The organism is Ancylobacter sp., from assembly GCF_965229075.1.
Lineage (GTDB): Bacteria > Pseudomonadota > Alphaproteobacteria > Rhizobiales > Xanthobacteraceae > Ancylobacter.
The window spans coordinates 510,150-526,451 of sequence record NZ_CBDDIO010000002.1 but is presented as its reverse complement, the minus strand read 5'-3'; the positions used below and the strand labels follow the sequence as shown (position 1 = coordinate 526,451).

General features: G+C 66.3%; 13 protein-coding genes. 3 read left to right on the top strand and 10 right to left on the bottom strand.

Annotation, left to right across the window (positions count from 1 at the left end; genetic code table 11):
* Positions 1-95: 95 nt before the first annotated feature.
* Positions 96-1,793, top strand: a complete 1,698-nt coding sequence (locus ACO07Z_RS08535) for a hypothetical protein (RefSeq protein ID WP_421698323.1) — start codon at positions 96-98, stop codon at positions 1,791-1,793.
* A gap of 43 nt (positions 1,794-1,836) precedes the next feature.
* Complete coding sequence (locus tag ACO07Z_RS08530) at positions 1,837-3,045, top strand: glycosyltransferase family 2 protein (protein ID WP_421698322.1); 1,209 nt, start codon at positions 1,837-1,839, stop codon at positions 3,043-3,045.
* A 331-nt stretch (positions 3,046-3,376) separates the two neighbouring features.
* On the opposite strand, the gene ACO07Z_RS08525 is transcribed toward ACO07Z_RS08530, so the two are convergent.
* Positions 3,377-4,282 carry an AraC family transcriptional regulator N-terminal domain-containing protein gene (locus ACO07Z_RS08525; protein WP_421698321.1) on the bottom strand — a complete coding sequence of 302 codons (906 nt, stop codon included), beginning with the start codon at positions 4,280-4,282 and terminating at the stop codon, positions 3,377-3,379.
* Between the two features lie 155 nt (positions 4,283-4,437).
* Between ACO07Z_RS08525 and ACO07Z_RS08520 the strand changes: the two genes are divergently transcribed.
* A complete protein-coding gene (locus ACO07Z_RS08520) occupies positions 4,438-5,403 on the top strand; it encodes an SDR family NAD(P)-dependent oxidoreductase (protein ID WP_421698320.1) in 966 nt (321 codons plus the stop codon).
* 133 nt (positions 5,404-5,536) lie between these two features.
* Here ACO07Z_RS08520 and tcuB read toward each other — a convergent pair whose 3' ends face one another.
* The 9 genes from tcuB to ACO07Z_RS08475 form a co-directional block, all read right to left on the bottom strand.
* A complete protein-coding gene (gene tcuB / locus ACO07Z_RS08515) occupies positions 5,537-6,658 on the bottom strand; it encodes a tricarballylate utilization 4Fe-4S protein TcuB (protein WP_421700779.1) in 1,122 nt (373 codons plus the stop codon).
* Between the two features lie 13 nt (positions 6,659-6,671).
* Positions 6,672-8,072 carry an FAD-dependent tricarballylate dehydrogenase TcuA gene (gene tcuA / locus ACO07Z_RS08510; RefSeq protein WP_421698319.1) on the bottom strand — a complete coding sequence of 467 codons (1,401 nt, stop codon included), beginning with the start codon at positions 8,070-8,072 and terminating at the stop codon, positions 6,672-6,674.
* A 22-nt stretch (positions 8,073-8,094) separates the two neighbouring features.
* Positions 8,095-8,445 carry a RidA family protein gene (locus tag ACO07Z_RS08505; RefSeq protein WP_421698318.1) on the bottom strand — a complete coding sequence of 117 codons (351 nt, stop codon included), beginning with the start codon at positions 8,443-8,445 and terminating at the stop codon, positions 8,095-8,097.
* 36 nt (positions 8,446-8,481) lie between these two features.
* Positions 8,482-10,077, bottom strand: a complete 1,596-nt coding sequence (locus tag ACO07Z_RS08500) for a hydantoinase B/oxoprolinase family protein (RefSeq protein WP_421698317.1) — start codon at positions 10,075-10,077, stop codon at positions 8,482-8,484.
* A 1-nt stretch (position 10,078) separates the two neighbouring features.
* Complete coding sequence (locus ACO07Z_RS08495) at positions 10,079-12,199, bottom strand: hydantoinase/oxoprolinase family protein (RefSeq protein ID WP_421698316.1); 2,121 nt, start codon at positions 12,197-12,199, stop codon at positions 10,079-10,081.
* A 35-nt stretch (positions 12,200-12,234) separates the two neighbouring features.
* Positions 12,235-13,647, bottom strand: coding sequence for an aldehyde dehydrogenase family protein (locus ACO07Z_RS08490; RefSeq protein WP_421698315.1), 1,413 nt, complete (start codon positions 13,645-13,647; stop codon positions 12,235-12,237).
* Between the two features lie 11 nt (positions 13,648-13,658).
* Positions 13,659-14,270, bottom strand: a complete 612-nt coding sequence (locus ACO07Z_RS08485; protein WP_421698314.1) for a thiamine pyrophosphate-dependent enzyme — start codon at positions 14,268-14,270, stop codon at positions 13,659-13,661.
* A gap of 12 nt (positions 14,271-14,282) precedes the next feature.
* Positions 14,283-14,807, bottom strand: a complete 525-nt coding sequence (locus tag ACO07Z_RS08480) for a thiamine pyrophosphate-binding protein (RefSeq protein ID WP_421698313.1) — start codon at positions 14,805-14,807, stop codon at positions 14,283-14,285.
* 118 nt (positions 14,808-14,925) lie between these two features.
* Positions 14,926-16,296, bottom strand: coding sequence for a hypothetical protein (locus ACO07Z_RS08475; protein WP_421698312.1), 1,371 nt, complete (start codon positions 16,294-16,296; stop codon positions 14,926-14,928).
* Between the last annotated feature and the right edge of the window lie 6 nt (positions 16,297-16,302).

Sequence of the window (16,302 nt, the reverse complement as noted above, 5' to 3'; positions counted from 1 at the left end):
TTCGCGGGTTGCATGGGGCACCGTCCATGTCTATCCATTTTCTCCAGTATTGAGTCAATTTGACCCTTGGCGAGTTCTTGCGGGAGCGGATAAGCGTGCGGCGTGTTGTCGGTCTGGTGAAGCGCGCGGGACACAGCCTAGCTCGACCGATCCGAAATACCTTTCCAGCTCTCTATGCGGCCCCGTTCGAGCGGCAGCGCTTGCCCGAACTCCAGGGAAGGCCCATCGACTTCGGTCCGGCTATTCTTCTCTCGGAGAATCCGCCCATTTTCCTTTCGGGCATGCCATATGACGAGTTTCTGGGAATTGCCCCGACCTTTGCTCGTCGCTATGGCAACGCAAAAGCAGGTTTTATCGTCTATCCCACGTGGTCAATCGAGAGCGAGGAAAAAGCGAGGTATATATCCTATCTCGCCTCGCGCCATGAGCGCTTATACCCCGACCATCTACTCCGGTTCATTTGCAATACGCAGCGCGAGACGGAGCTCCTCAACAGATTTGGTCGACCGGCCCTGTTTCTGAATCACAAATTCACTGTTTCGGAAGAGGTTTTCCGTCCACTCGACGATGTGTCCGTCACGTTCGATGCGATCTATAATGCGCGCTTCGTCGCGGGAAAGCGGCATGAACTCGCCGCCGGTATCAACAACGTCGCCTATGTGACCTATGCCGAGCCGCAGCAAACGCGGCAGGACGATTTTCGCCGCCTCTGGGCGGAGACGGCCGCTCGAAATCCCCGCCATGTCTTGCTCAATCCGCTCAAGCACGGGCTGCCGGAGACGCTATCCCACGCCGAGGTCAATCAGTGCCTCGCCAAGGCCACGACGGGCCTCCTCCTGTCGGAAGTGGAGGGAGCAAGCTACGCCGCCGTGGAGTACATGCTGGCCGGCCTATCCGTCGTGAGTACGCCAAGCCAGGGGGGACGCGACGTTTTCTTCGATCCGGACTACTGCGCCGTGGTCGAGCCCGACCCACGGACGATCCGCGACGCCGTGGCCGGCCTGAAGGCGCGGAACATTCCGAGACACGAGATTCGCGCCCGGACGCTGAAGCGGATCGAGCCGGAGCGACGCCGTTTCCTCGATCTCGTCGACGGCATGCGGGAAGAGCTGGGTGAGCGGCGCCGGTTCGTCGCAAACACATGGCCCTTCGCGGCGGTCAGCGGCGTACCGTGGAATGGATTCAAGCATCACATCGCGGCAATGGAGCAGGCGCAGCGTCGCGCGTTCGCCGGCGAAATCGGCATGTATCCACAAAGCCTCGACGACGTACAACTCACTGTCACGGAACTGCGACCTATCGTGCAGGCCCTTCGGGCGCGGCCGGGTGCTTCTCTGCTGGTTTTCGGCTGCGGAAACGACTCGCAGCTTTGGGAGCGGCTGAATTCGGGGGGAACGACAACCTTCCTGGAGGACGACCCCGACTGGGCCTCCACCGTTCAGAGCAAGCTCGCCGCCTCCGCTGTTCACCTCGTGACATACGGCACGCGGCTGAGCGATTGGAGCCGTCTTCTCCCTCGTCCGGAGGCGCTGGAAATGGACCTGCCGGCAGACGTCACGGGGCGCAAATGGGACATCATCCTGGTCGACGGGCCCGCCGGGCACAAGGACGATTGTCCGGGCCGGATGAAGAGCATCTACGCGGCCTCCCGTCTGGTCGCGCCGGGAGGAATGATCTTCCTGCGCGACGTCGAGCGCCCGGCGGAGGCTGCCTATGCGGATCGTTATCTCAAGCGTGGCCGCGTCGTGGTCGACGTGCGGGCTCGAGCGGGGTTGAAGGGCTATGAATTCTGATCCAGCGCTCTCCGCCCCTCCACGCGAGGGTGACGGTGATCTGATGACGGTCGATGGCCAGCCCGTCGCCGGGCTCAAGGCGCCCCTGGTCAGTTTTGTCGTCGTCAACTGGAACTATGGTCATTTTCTCGGCGAGACTCTCGATTCGATCCGACACCAGAACTATCCCAGCCTGGAATGCGTGGTTGTCGACAATGGCTCGACGGATGACAGCGTCACCGTGTTCGAGCGTCACGTGGGAGACGACGCGCGCTTCCGCCTGATCCGCCTTTCCGAGAATCTCGGGCAGCTTGGTGGGGCGTTCGTCGGCTTTCGCGCCGTGACCGGCGCCTTCATTGCGGTCATCGATGCGGACGATGTGCTGTTTCCGGACTTCACGGCTGTGCATGTCCAGACCCATCTCGCCCTCATAGACACCGTGGCGTTGACGACCAGCAACGTGATCGAGACCGACACGGAGAATCGCGCCCTGTCATCCTCCTGCTGGGGCAAGCTCCAGCGCGCGACCGATGGCAAACAGGTGCTGCGCGACGAGGCGACCGTCGCCCGGATGCCGCAGCTCAGTGCGGAATTCTATCGATCGACCCTGATGCCGCGCGTGGCGCGGGCCGACCGAAGCATCAAGGGCTGGCTCTGGTCGCCGGGGACCAGCAATGTCATGAGGCGCTCGGTGGCCGAGCTTTTCCTCGAGGAAGAGCCTGTCCAGATGATGCCGGCGGATGCGTATTTCCTCAAGCTCTGCCATGCCTTCGGCGGAACGGCCTTTGTCGATATCCCGCTTTCGACGCGGCGCATTCATGGCGACAATTATTTCGCCACCATGGAAATCGTCTCGGACATCCGCGTCGTGGCGCGCTCCTTTCAGGATAGCCTGAAGAATGTCGACATCCCCTTGAAGCGGATCAACAACGTCCTTCAGAACGCCCAGAACAATTACTGGCTGCTGGGCTGGCGCTACTGGGAAGCGCTCGACACGCTGACGAGCCGCTCCTACATATCGAAATACCGCTACTACAACTCCAAAGCTGTCGTTAATGCCTTCTGCCGCCACGCCAAGGAACTTCGCGCCTTGGGCAGCAGCCATGCGTTCATCTGGGCGATCCGTTCGCGTTTCAACCTGAGCAACAGCATCAGGATCGTCCGCGCGGGGTTTGATGGGCGCCTGCCAGCGCAGTTTTTCATTTGGCTTATGCCACCGATATCCTTCCCGCCGCAGGGGCTGTGGCGGAAGATCATAAGAGGCATTCTGTAACGGCCGGCCGTTTTTCCGCCTAGGACTTCGCGCGCCAGCACGAATGGGTCGAGGGCGTGGGCGACGCCGTCCTCCTCATTGGTGAGGGGTGACGAAATGCACCGCCCCACTCCGCGACGACGCGCTCGAATGAAGCGTTCATCGCGGACGGTACCACTCTAGCGGCAGCCACTGGGAACCGTCCCGCGCCCGCATCACCCGAGACATGATCGGGTTTTGCTTCAGCGGCGTGGGCAGGTTGCGAAATGGCACGCCCGGCGCCCGCTTCAGCGATCGATGATCCAATGCAGCACCGACGGGGCTCGGTGGGGATGTTTCAATTTGATCGGGCTCAGAGTGCCTCCCCCAGTTGCGCGGCGCGGCGCAGGCGCTCGGCGTCGCGGGCCGGAGGCGTGCCGAACAGGCGGGCATATTCGCGGCTGAACTGCGAGGCGCTCTCATAGCCGACGGCATAGGCGGCGCGGGCCGCATCGGTGTGGGTCGTCAGCAATCGCCGCGCCGCCTGCAGGCGCAGCGTCTTCTGGTACTGCAGCGGGCTCATCGCCGTCGCCGCTTTGAAATGGCGGTGGAAGGACGGCACGCTCATTCCGGCGATCTCGGCCAGGGTCTCGGTCCGCAGCGTCTGGTCGAAGTTGCGGCGGATCCAGCCGATCGCCCGGCGCACCTGCGACAGGCGGCTGTCGGCGCGCCCGGCCTGCCGGAGCAGCGGGCCATGGCCGCCCTGCAACAGGCGGTACAGCAACTCGCGCTCACGCGAGGGCGCGAGAAAGGGGATGTCGGCGGGCGTGTCCAGCAGCGCGAGCAGATGATCCCACGCCTCCAGCAACTCGGCCGTGGCGGGCGTGACGCCGAAACTGGAGGCCGGTCCAGCCGGAGGCGCCGCTGAGGGGGCGGGCGGCATCTCTTCGAGCAGGCTGGTGAGCAGGTCGCGATCGAGAGCGAGGGCGGTGACCACATAGGGTGCGTCCCGCGCCGCCTCGATCACGCATCCGGTGGCGGGCAGCTCCAGCGAGGCGATGAAGCAGGTCCCGGCGCCATAGCGCAGCATCCGGTCGCCGATCAGCACCTGCTTGCTACCCTGCAGCACCGCGCAGACCATCGGTTCATAGAGCGTCGTCACCGGCGCGCTGTTCTGGTGGGCAACCCCTATGGCGACATGCGGCACGGGCGTCTCCAGCCGCATCCCGTCAGTATGGCGCGCAATGCGCCGGCACATGCGATCGAGCACATCCTGCATGGCGATGATCTTGTCCTTCCGCGCCGGCAGCGCAAGCGGCGCTGATAGGATCAGGCAAGGAGTTGATATGATCGGGCGCTCGGCTTCGCAAGTGGCGGCCCATATGGCCCAGGACGCGGCATCGCCGCGCGTCTTCACGCGAACAGGAACAGATCATGACAAAGGCTTTCGGTGCGACATCGACCACGGACGAGGTGCTCGCCGGCGTCGACCTCCACGGCACGCGCGTTCTGGTGACGGGCACGTCGGCGGGGCTGGGCGTCGAGACGGCGAGGGTTCTGGCGGCCCATGGCGCCGATGTGGTCGGCGCGGCGCGCGACCTCGCCAAGGCCGAGCGGGCGACCGCCGCCGTGCGGGAGGCGGCTCGGGCGGGTGGTGGCAGTTTCGAGCTGGTCGCGCTGGACCTTGCCTCGCTTTCCAGCGTGCGGGCCTGCGCCGACCGTTTGCAGGCCGATGCCCGCCGGTTCAACCTGGTGATCGCCAATGCCGGCGTCATGGCGCCGCCCTTCGGCCGAACCGCCGACGGGTTCGAGACCCAGTTCGGCACCAACCATCTCGGCCATTTCGTGCTGGTCAACCGGATCGCTCGATTGATCGGGGATGGCGGGCGGCTGGTGAACCTGTCCTCCGCCGGCCACCGCTTCGCCGATGTCGACCTCGACGACCCGAATTTCGAGCAGACCACTTATGATCCGTGGGTCGCGTATGGCCGCTCGAAGACGGCCAACAGCCTGTTCGCCGTCGCGTTCGACCGGCGACACCGCGCGCGCGGCGTGCGCGCCACGGCGGTGCATCCCGGCGGCATCCACACCGAGCTTGGCCGGCACATGAGTTCGGGCGAGATGGAGGCGCTGATCGCGTCGATCGACGCCGCCCATGCAGCGGCGGGGCTGCCGCCTTTCGCCTTGAAGTCGATCCCGCAGGGGGCGGCGACCACGGTATGGGCCGCCTGCGTCGCCGATGCCGAGGCGATCGGCGGGCGCTATTGCGAGGACTGCCATATGGCTGAAGTGCAGGACGGCGAAGGCATTCGCGGCGGCGTGCGCCCCTATGCGCTCGACGTCGAGCGGGCGGAGGCCCTGTGGCGCAAAAGCGAGGAACTCGTCGGCGAGGCGTTCTGACGGCGGACGCGCCCGGCGATATGCCGGGCGCGCTTCTCGACCGGTCGCAGGCTGTCGAGAGCTACCCGTTTAGTCCCAGAGTGTGGTGGCGTATCATTATCTTCGTTGGAGAGGGGCACGCTATGGGCCGGCATCACCACCGGCTCTCGCGCGCATAGCGGACCAGAGCGGCATAGCGGTACAGCCCGTGCACCATCTTGCTGTACGGCATCGTGAGGAACAGCGCCAAGACCACCCCGAGGTGCAGCGCGAGCAGCGTGCCCATGGCGGGGGTGTCACGAAGCAGCATCAGGGCGAGGCCGGTGAGGCTGGTCAGGAACAGCATGGCGAGAAACGCCGTGTCCATGCCGAACCGCGCCTCGTCGACGAGATGGGGCGCCCGCCGCAGCTTGGCGGCGAACAGGCCGATGGGACCGACAATGAGACCGATGCCGCCAAGCGTGCCGAGGACAACAGGCAGATCGTAAAGCGGGTAAGGCGCCTCGCGGCCGAGCGCGTAATGGTAGAGCGTGGCGACGCTCGTCGCCGCGAAGCACAGCATGAAGCCGTAGAACGTGAAGTGGTGATAGAGGCGGCGCCGGTCGTTGGGCTGGTCGTCCTCATTGAAGCAGCCGGCCTCTCCGCCGTCGAGATAGCGCAGCCGTCCGGCGTCCTTGGCGGCCTGCCACAGCGAGGGCGGGTGGCCGAGCGTCGCCGCCGGTTCACCAATGTCCTTCCAGAACGCGCGCAGGCCGAGCCCCATGGCCACCAGCGCATAGAGAAAGGCCGCGCCGAACAGGGCCGCCATCGCGTTGTGCGGCATCAGCCGGTAAAACGCGCCGGGGCCACTCGCCGTCGCGGTGAGGGCGCCGGGATCGTTGAAGGCCACGAAGCCCAGGATGAATCCGGCCACGGCAACGGACGCAACTAGGCTGATCGCCAGGCCGTTGCGGTCGAACATCGGCGCCAGCGCGGCAGGCCAGGCATAGGTGCGGTAGGAGTCGTTGCGCAGACGGGCCAGCGTCCGCGGCACGTTCACCGCGAATTCATGCGGCGGCGCGAACTGGCAGTCGACAAAGCAGGCACCGCAGGAGTGGCAGAGATTGGCGAGGTAATTCAGGTCGCCATCGCGGAACTCGCGCCGCAGTTCCATGGCCGGGAAGACCGCGCACAGCCCCTCGCAATAGCGGCAGGAGTTGCAGATGGTCATCAGCCGATCGCCCTCGGCGTGCAGGGCGTCGGCATGCGGCGTCAGCGTCGCACCGGGGGCCGTCATGCCGGGAATGGTGTCAGTTGCGCGCATGTGAGGCGGCCTCCCTTCCCGCGATCCGCCCGAAAACGGAACCGATGGTCATGCCGATGCCGGCCGCGTAGCCTTCGCCGAGCACATTGCCGGCCATGATCTCGCCCGCCGCGAAGATGTTGGCGGAGGGCCGGCCGTCCCGCATCAGCACGCGGGCCTGCTCGTTCACGCGCGTGCCGAGATAGGTGAAGGTGATGCCCGGCCGTACCGGGTAGGCATAGAACGGGGCGGTGTCGATGCGGCGCGCCCAATGGGTCTTCGGCGGCACGAGCCCTTCGGTGCGGCAGTCGTCCAGCACGGTATGGTCGAAGGTGCCGGGCCTCACCGCGGCATTGAAGCCGGCGACGGTGGCGTCGAGCGCCTTGGCGTCGAGCCCCAGCTTGCCGGCCAGCTCGGCGATGCTGGATGCCGCGATGGGCGGGAACAGCGAGGGCATGAACAGGTTCAGCGCCGGCGCATCGAACAGGATATAGGCGATCTGGTCGGGCTGGCGCGCGACCATGCGGCCCCAGATCGCGTAGCGCTTGGGCCAGATGTCCTCGCCTTCGTCGTAGAAGCGTTCGCAGCGGTTGTTGACGACGATGCCGAACACCACGCAATCGAGCCGGGTGATGATCCCGCCGTCGAATTTGGGCGCGCGGGCGTCGATCGCCACCGCATGGCATTGGGTCGGATCGCCCACCGTCTGCACACCGGCTTCCATCAGCATGCGCAGCACGGAGCCGCGATTATAGGGCGTGCCGCGGATGAGGAAATTGCCGGCAATCTCGCCCCACCCCTCCTTCAGCCACTCGATATTCGCCTCGAAGCCGCCGGAAGCGGCGATCAGCGTCGCGGCCCGCACCGTGGCATTGACCTGCCCGCCGATGGTGGCGCCGAGGAACATGCCTTGCTCAATAGCGAGCGCCGTCACCTCTGCGTCGTACAGCACGTCGACGCCGAGCGTCTCGGCCGTGCGGTACAGCGCGTTGAGCATGGCCCGCCCGCCGCCGAGGAAGAAGGAGTTGGTGCGCCCGAGGCTCAGCGTGCCGCCGAGGGAGGGCTGGAAACGCACGCCCTGTTCGACGATCCAGTCCAGCATCTGCTTGGATTCGCGGATCATCATCCGTGCCAGCGGCTCGTCGGTGTTGCCCCGCGTCACCCGCAGCAGGTCATCGAAGAACTCGTCTTCGGTATAGGGGCCGGTCAGCGTGCCCGTCGCGGTGTCATGGGCGCAGCGCATGTTGCGGGTGTGGCGGGTGTTGCCGCCCCGGTAGAAGCGCGGGGCGGCTTCGAGCACGAGCACCGAGCGGCCCTCGCGGCGGGCCGAAATCGCTGCGCACAGGGCGGCGTTGCCGCCGCCGATCACCAGTACGTCGTAATGCCGCGACAGGTCGGGCGTTGCCATGGCGTGCGGTCCCGAGCCGGTGTCAGAGCGCCGCCGTCACGAGAATCTCGACGCGGCAGGATGGGTTGTTCATCTCGACCTTGCCGCAGCAGCGCGTGGGCGTGCGGCCGGGCGCCACCCAGGCGTCCCATACGGCGTTGAAGGCCGCGAAATCGTCCATGGTGCGCAGCCAGACCTGGGCGGTGAGGATCCTTTCCCGCGACGAGCCGGCCTCGTTGACCAGCGCGTCGATCTTCGCGAGCACCTGGGCGGCCTGGCCGGCGACATCGAGGCTCATGTCGTCCGGAACCTGGCCCGCCGTATAGACGATGCCATTGTGCACGAGGGCACGGCTGCGGCGGTGGTTCTGGTCGATACGGGTGATGTCGTCCATGTCGAAAGTCCCTTTCACTTGAAGCCGTGACATCGCTCAGCGCGCCGTCCCGTAGCCGCCGCCGCCCGCGGTCTCCATGAGCACGCGGTCGCCGGCCTTGAGCACGCGCGGCTCCGTGGGGTCGATCTGCGTGCCGTTGATGACGAGGCGGCCCGGCTTGCCCGTGCCTCCGCCTGCGAAGCCGGCGGTCGGGGTCTTGAGCTGCGTCATCAGGAACGAGGCCATCACGTCGGAGGCGTCGGGCAGCATCTCGAACTCGAAGCTGATGCCGCCGCCGCCCCGGTGAAGGCCGGCGCCGCCGCTGTCGCGCCGGATCTCGCGGCGCAGCACCTTGATGGGGGCGAGGTTCTCCATCATCTCGACCGGGGTGTTGCCGAGATTGGCGGGGAAGCTCAGCGCCGAGAAGCCATCGCGTCGTGCGGTGGCGCCCTGGCCGGCATTGAGGAAGTTCACCACGGCGAAGCGCTTGCCGCGATACTCGCCGGACATGGTGAGCGATGAATTCGGCGACCCGCCCGCCCACACCTTCTCCGGCAGCACGCCGGCGAGCGCCTTGAACACGGCGGCCGGCAGCAGATGACCGATGGCGCTGCGCCCGCCGGAGGCGGCCGGATAGGTCGGGTTCAGCAGCGAGCCGACCGGGGCCGTGGTGGAGATCGGCAGGAAACTGCCTTCATTGTTGGGAATGTCCGGGCAGAGCAGCGCCTTCAGCCCATAGACCGTATAGGCAAAGGTGTAGATGGGCACGACGTTCAGGGCGTGCGGCAGCTGCGGGCTGGTGCCGGCATAGTCGATGGCGATCTCGTCGCCCTTCACCGTCAGTTCGCACTGGATAAGGATCGGCTTGTCGAAGCCGTCATGCTGCACGGTGGAGCGGTAGACCCCGTCGGGAATCTGCCGGATGGCATCACGCATGGCCATTTCCGAGCGCGTGCGCACCTCGGCTCCCAGCGCGTTGATATCCACCGCGTCGAGCAGACCCTGGAGGCGTTCGCCCATGGTGCGGCAGCCGGCGACCTGCGCCCAGATATCCCCCATGCCCTGCTCGGGCACGCGGATGTTCTGGGTGATCATCTCGATCAGCACCTCGTTCGGCTTGCCGGCGTCGAGGAGCCGCATCAGCGGAATCTGCAGCCCTTCCTCATAGATTTCGCGGCTGGAATTGGAGCGCAGCTTTCCGCCGATGTCGGGCAGGTGCGAGACCACGGCGGCAAAGGCCACCAGCCTGCCGCGGTGGAAGATCGGCGTCGCGGTGGTCACGTCGTGCACGTGACCCGATCCCTTCCACGGATCATTGGTGATGAACACATCCCCGGGTCGGATGGTCTCGGCCGGAAACTTGTCGAGGAAATGCCGGACGGTCGCCGGCAGGCACCCGATGAAGCCGGGCAGCGACATGGTCGACTGCGCCAGCGATCGCCCCTCAGCATCGGTGAGCACGATGGCGAAATCGTTGCCGTCGCGCACCAGCGTCGAGAAGCAGGTGCGCACAAAGGCGGCGGAGGCCTCGTCCACCACGCTGACGAGCCGCTTCCACAGGATCTCCAGCTCGATGGCATCAAAGGCGGAAGAGCTGCGTGGGGACGAGGGACCGGAAGAGATGGGACGTTGCTCGGCGACAAGGTGTTCCATGTCAGTCGAATTCCTTGATGGAGACGGCGACGGTCAGGTCCGGCCGGATGGTGACGTCGGCGGCCACCGCGACGACGATGGTCGATTCCCGCTCTTCGAGGATCAGCGGCGCCTGCAGGGTGCGGCCCGGGGCGACGGAATAGCGGTCATAGACGTCGACCGTGCCGTAGGCGCCTTTCAGGGGAAGGTAGATCTCACGGCGCCCGTTGCCGCTCTCCGTGGCGCGGACCCGGTTGTCGCCCCATTCGAAATGATGGCCTTCGCTGGGGGCGCGACCGACCAGGCGCCAGGTCATCACCTGTGGCGCGGCATTGGGCACCAGGCGACCATAGAGGCGCTCATACTCGGCCTCGAAGGCGGCACGCAGCACCACGCTGGTTGCCGGCGAGGCCTGCGTGTAGGGGATCGCGACGTCGATCTCGGCGCCCTGGCCATAATAGCGCATGGCCGCGCCGATCACCCACTCGACGTCGTGCGCGCCGGCGGCCGCGAGTTCGATTTCGCTTTCGCGCCGCAGGACACTGAGGTTTTCCGCCACCGCCGCCCAGTCGACATCCGCCAGCATTTGCGGGTTTGACCAGGCGCGATCAATGCGGGCCGGCGCCGCCAGCATGCCGAGACAGGAGCCTGCACCGGCAGCAATGGGGATGAGAACCTCTCCGATGCGCAGCTTGCGCGCCACCTCCACCGCGTGGACCGGGCCGGCGCCGCCGGTCGCCACCATGGTGAAGTCGCGCGGGTCGAGACCGTTCTCGGCGATGTGGATACGTGCCGCGCTGGCCATGTTCTCGTTGACCACGTTGCAGATCCCCCACGCGGCCCCGAGGGGGGAGACCGAGAGCTCGGCGGCAAGCCGTTCCATGGCGCGCGCGGCACCGGCGACATCAAGCTTCATCTCGCCGCCGAGGAAATTGTCCGGGCTGAGATAGCCGAGCAGCAGGTCGGCATCGGTCACGGTCGGGTCGGTGCCGCCGCGTCCGTAGCAGGCCGGGCCCGGCACGGAGCCGGACGATTCCGGGCCGATGTTCAACAGGCCGAGCCGGTTGCAATGGGCGATGGAGCCGCCGCCGGCACCGATCTCGATCAGCTCGATGCTCGGGATGAGGATAGGCAGGCCGGAGCCGCGCTTGAAGCGCTCGACGCGGGCGCATTCGAAGCTGTGCGCGATCGGCGCCTCGCCGCCGACCGCCACGCAGGCCTTGGCGGTGGTGCCGCCCATGTCGAAGGCGAGCACCTGGTCGACGCCATTCTGGCGCGCCGTGTTCAGGGCCGACATCACGCCGGCGGCGGGGCCGGATTCCAGCAGCAGGATCGGCGATTCCGCCCCCGATTGCGCCGACGAGAAGCCGCCGCTCGACACCATCACCCGCAGCGGAATGCCCGGCCGGATCGCGGCGATCCGCGCGCCCAGCTCCTGCAGATAGGTGGCCACCAGCGGCTTCACATAGGCATTGGCCGCCACGGTGGAGGTTCGCTCGAACTCCTTGATCTCGCGGGCGAGATCGGCCGACAGCGAAATGGCGAGATGTGGCAGGGCGGCCTTCAGCCGCGCTTCGATCCGCTTCTCGTGCTCGGTATTGACGTAGGAGTGCAGCAGCGAGACGGCGGCGGATTCGACATCGAGCGACCTCAGCTGCGCGACCACGCGGTCCAGCTCGTCCTCGCTGAGCGGTTCCAGCACCTCGCCCGTCGCGTCGAGCCGTTCCGCCACCTCGATGCGGTTGTGCGGCTCGATCAACGGCTTGGGGATTTCGATGTCGAGATCATAGATGTCGTAGCGCCATTCGCGGCCGATTTCGAGCACATCGCGCATGCCGCGCGTCGTGATGAGCGCCGTCTTGGCACCCTTGCGCTCGATCAGCGTGTTGGTGATGAGGGTGGTGCCGTGCACGACTTCCGCCAGCGGCGGGGCGGTGGCGGCTCCCTCATGCGACTGCGCGACCTGCCGCAGCAGGTCCTCGATCACCGTGGTCACCGCCTGGCCCGGATCGGCGGGCGTCGTCGGCGACTTCGCCACCCAGATCCGCCCCTCGGGCGAGAGCGTGGCGACGCCGTCGGTGAAGGTTCCACCGATATCGACGGCCACACGCAGCGTGTTGTCAAAGGTGACAGGCTTGTTCATGTCGTTGGGTGCTTCTGAACGGATGCAGGCGGGGTTCAGTAGGCGATCGTGATGAGCCGTTCCTCGGTCATCTCGCGGATGGCGTAGGCCGGCCCTTCGCGTCCGAAGCCGCTGTCCTTCACGCCGCCGAAGGGCATGACATCGACGCGCGCGCTCGATGCCTCGTTGATGTGGACACCGCCGAAGCGAAGCGCCCGCGCGGTGCGCAGCGCCGTGCTGATGTCGGAGGTGAACAGCCCGGCGGCGAGGCCGAACGGGCTGGCATTGGCCATCTCGACCGCCTCTTCGACGTCATCGAACGGAATGACCGACAGCACCGGCGCGAAGATCTCCTCGCACACCACCTTCATCGAAGGCGCGACACGGTCGAGCACGGTCGGCGCGAAGACGGCGCCGTCATGCGTGCCGCCGGTAAGGATGCGCGCTCCGGCTGCCACCGCTTCCTGCACCCAGGAGGCGGCACGCTCGGCATGGGCGCGGGAGATCATCGGGCCGATCACCACGGAAGGATCGGAAGGATCGCCGGCCTTGGCGGCGCGAACCGCCTCGACGAGCTGCGGCACGAAGCTGCCTTCGATGCGGCGGTCGACGAACAGGCGCTGCACCGAGGTACAGACCTGCCCGGCCTTGCGGAAGCCGGCATTGACGATCTTCGGGATGGCGCGCGCGAGGTCGGCATCGTGGCAGACGATGGTGCTGGCGATGCTCCCAAGTTCGAGCTGGGTGCCGCGCAGCCCGGCGGCGGCCTGAATCTCGCGCCCCACGCGGGTACTTCCGGTGAAGGCGTAGAAGGCGATGCGCGGATCGTCCAGCAGCCGGCGGCCGATGGCCGAGCCGGGGCCGTGCAGCAGCGCCAGCAATCCGGACGGCAGGCCGGCGTCGATCAGCGCCCGGCAGAGCTCCACCGCCGAGAGCGGCGTGTGGTTGGACGGCTTGACGATGACGGCGTTGCCGCCCGCCAGCGCCGGCCCAACCTTGTGGGCGACCACGTTGAGCGGCGAGTTGAACGGGGTGATGGCGCAGACCACGCCGCGCGGCACCCGAATGGTGAAGCCGAGCCGGTCGCGCACGCCGTCACCGGCCTGCATCGGCACCAGTTCGCCATTCAACCGCTTGGCCTCTTCGGCCGAGAGCTCCAGCGTCTGAACGCAGCGCCGGACCTCATTGTCGCCATCGGCCCGGGTGAAGCCGGCCTCGTCGCGCATCAGCGCCATGAGGGGCTCGGCCCGCTCCTGGATGATCTGTGCGGCGCGAGAAAGGATGCGGTAGCGGTCATAGGGCGTGAGCGCGGACGCCTCGACGGCGGACTGTGCCCCCGCGACCGCGGCGTCGACCTGTTCGAGAGAGGCGACCGCCATCTCGCCGAAAACCTCGCCGCGGAACTTGTCCCGCAGGCGATCGGTCGCGGCGCCGTCCACCCAGTTTCCGCCGATGAGAAGCTGCGACATGGCTTTTCTCCTCACGCTCGCGTGCCGATGCCGGCCATGAAGTTGAGGCGGATCTTGACGGGATCGCGTTCGGTGACGCCCGCCGGCTTGGTCTGGTCGATCTTGGCGGCAATCAGCCACGGCCCGTCGCCTTCCAGAGCGCGTGTGACCAGCTCATCGAAATGGGCCTCGTCGGCGGCCCACTGCGCCTGCTTCAGGCCAGCGCCTCGCGCGACGGCGACGATATCCGTGCAGGTCGCGGTCAGCGTCTTCTGCGCGCCGGTGATGTGGTAGGCGCCATTGTCCCAGATGATGATGGCGAGGTTCTTCGGTGCGGTGGCAGCCACCGTGCCGAACGTGCCGAGCTGCATCAGGATCGAGCCGTCGCCGTCAAGAGCGAACACCTTGCGCTGCGGCTGGGCGATGGCGACCCCCAACGCGATGGGCGTGGCGAGGCCCATACTGCCGAGCATGTAGAAATTCTGCGGCCGCTGGCCGGCGGCCCAGAGGTCGAAATTGGTGTGGCCGATGCCGCCGATGACGGCTTCTTCGGAGGTCAGCCGGGCGACCAGCCGCCGGGTCAGGGCCGTGCGGTTCAGCGTCGCGGCGCTGTCGCGGGTGATCTCAGGTTCGAGGTTCGACATGATCGGTTCCTCTCACGCCGCGCGCTTGGTGAGCAGCGGCGACAGGATGAGCGCCGCCGGCGCCTGGGTGGCGAAGGCCTGGCGGACCATGCCGTCGACGACGAACTCCACCTGCGCCTTTTCCTGAATGGCGAAGTGCTCGATCCCGAGGCTCTGCAGCACGGGCCGCATGGTGCGGCAGACGATGGCCTGCCCCTGCTGGAATTCGCCGAGCGTCCCGCGCTCGGAAATCATCATCACCAGCGGGATCTGGAACGGGCAGGCGAGCGACGCCAGCGCATTGACGACCGTGGCGAAGCCGCTGGTCTGCATCAGCGCGATGCCGCGCTTTCCGCCCATATAGGCGCCGGTGACGATCGCCACGGCCTCCTCTTCCCGGGCCGGGGAGATGACGGTGAAGAAGGGATCGGCCTCGATAAGACGGATCAGCCGCGCCAGCACATTGTCGGGGACATAGCTGACCAGGCTGACATCGTTCGCCTTGAGCACGCGGACGACGATCTCTTCCCAGCTTTCGGCGGTCGGTTCACCGGACATGTCGGCCTCGGTTGGATGATTTCGGGGGGCCGGAATGCAGAAGGCAAGCTCTGCTCGCCTTCTGTCTGAGATGACGCTAGTTCACGCCGGCTGTTCGACACAAACTATTAATTTTTGTCTATTGTTCAGGTTTGGTGATAAATAACGGATCGAAAAACCCGTCCTGGATCGCCCGCAGCCACACTGTTCCAATCACAGGCACCTGGCGTTCAACGATGCTGTGGTTGAGCCCCTCGATGCGGGTGATGCGATGCTTGCCGGTGGCTTCCGCCGTCAGCTCGCGGGCGGCCTCCATCCATTGCGGCGGATAGACTTCGTCGAAGGTGCCGTTCATGTCCCAAATCGGAACGCCCTTCAGCCCGGGGCCGGGTTCGGCGATCGCAATCTGCTCCTGAACCAGCGCGGCATAGCCGAGCTGGCGGCGCTCGGCCGGCAGGAATTCCGCCGTGTAGAGACGCAGCGCACCTTCGGACAGCGCGCCGATATTAAAGAACATCAGGCTGTCTTCGGCCGCCTTGAAACGCGGCTCCTTGAGGTTGCGCTCCCAGCGCGCGTCCTTCTCATCCGGATTGGCGCGGGTGTTGTAGAAGTCGAAATCGGCCCTGCCGCGGCCGCGCACACGCAGCGCTGATTTCTCGTAGAGCCAGTCCCACCGCCCCTTGTGCAGCGCCGCGCCATAGAAATAGGCGATGCCGGGAGGCGAGGTGCCCCAATTGAGGAAGCCGTCCGGCTTGATGCGATCGGCCAGCGGCCACATGAAGGCGCCACCCGTGGAGAAGCCCCAGTAGAGCAGCAGCGACTGCCGGCGCTCTTCCTCGCTGAGGACATGGCGCAAGCCCTTCTCGAAGCCATCGACGAAGACGACCGGCGTGGCGGCGACCATGTAGTTGTAAAGCTCGGTATCGGGCTTGGGAAAGCGCACGAACTCGCTGCCGGACGAACTCGACGTCTTGCCCGCCGCCTGCGAGGTCCAGTCGTCCACCGACCAGTAGGCCTTCTGGTGCTGCGAGAAGATCGGCATGCGGTCGTTGAGGGGGATGCTCTCCCAGCTGCCGCTGCGGTCGGGGGCGAAGAAGTTCCAGCGGCCGACGCGGTTCAGGCCGATGAAGGTCACGCCGCGTTTGGCGAGCCAGACACCGATGCCTTCCTTGCCCTCATCCGTGGTCAGGAAGCCGTTGACGCTGGAGCTTCCCTCCTCGGTCGCCACCAGCACGACCTTTCGGCCGTTGTGCAGCAGCGGCTTTTCGGGATCGAGTCGCAGGACGACCTGGGTGAAGCTGCGGCCATTGGCGTCAAAATCGACATAGTCGATCTTGCTGGCATAGCCGGTGGTGGCGGGGAAGTCGTTGCCGGCGCGGATTTCCTCGACCTGCGCGGCGGAGATGGTGCCCTTGTCGGCCGGCAGATCCCACGCGTGGGCGGGGGTGAAAGACAGGATTAGAGGTGTTAAAATACCACAAACAACGCGCACAGTCGTCCGACGTCTCATGATCGC